This is a genomic window from Streptomyces abyssalis, from assembly GCF_001751365.1.
Classification (GTDB): domain Bacteria; phylum Actinomycetota; class Actinomycetes; order Streptomycetales; family Streptomycetaceae; genus Streptomyces; species Streptomyces abyssalis.
The window spans coordinates 1-323 of record NZ_LJGT01000011.1 but is presented as its reverse complement, the minus strand read 5'-3'; the positions used below and the strand labels follow the sequence as shown (position 1 = coordinate 323).

The window sequence follows — 323 nt, the reverse complement described above, 5'->3', positions numbered from 1 at the left end:
GGTGAGGCGTCGATCGAGCTGGCTTCGGGGCATGCGGGTGAGGTGCTGCTGCCGGGGACGTTCGTGGACTACGAGTCGTCTCCGCGGGAGTACGAGCTGAGTGTGGCGCAGACGGTGCTGCGGGTGCATACGAGGGTGGCGGATCTGTACAACCATCCGATGAACCAGGTGGAGGAGCAGCTGCGGCTGACGGTGGAGGCGCTGCGGGAGCGGCAGGAGCACGAGATGGTCAACAGCCGTGACTTCGGGCTGCTGCACAACGCGGCACCGTCCCAGCGCATCCACACCCGCTCCGGCCCGCCCACCCCCGACGACCTCGACGA

1 pseudogene is annotated in these 323 nt (G+C 68.1%); it reads left to right on the top strand.

Going from position 1 to position 323, the window contains the following annotated elements:
- Positions 1-323 (top strand): annotated as a pseudogene (locus tag AN215_RS00035) (Crp/Fnr family transcriptional regulator); the annotation flags it as partial.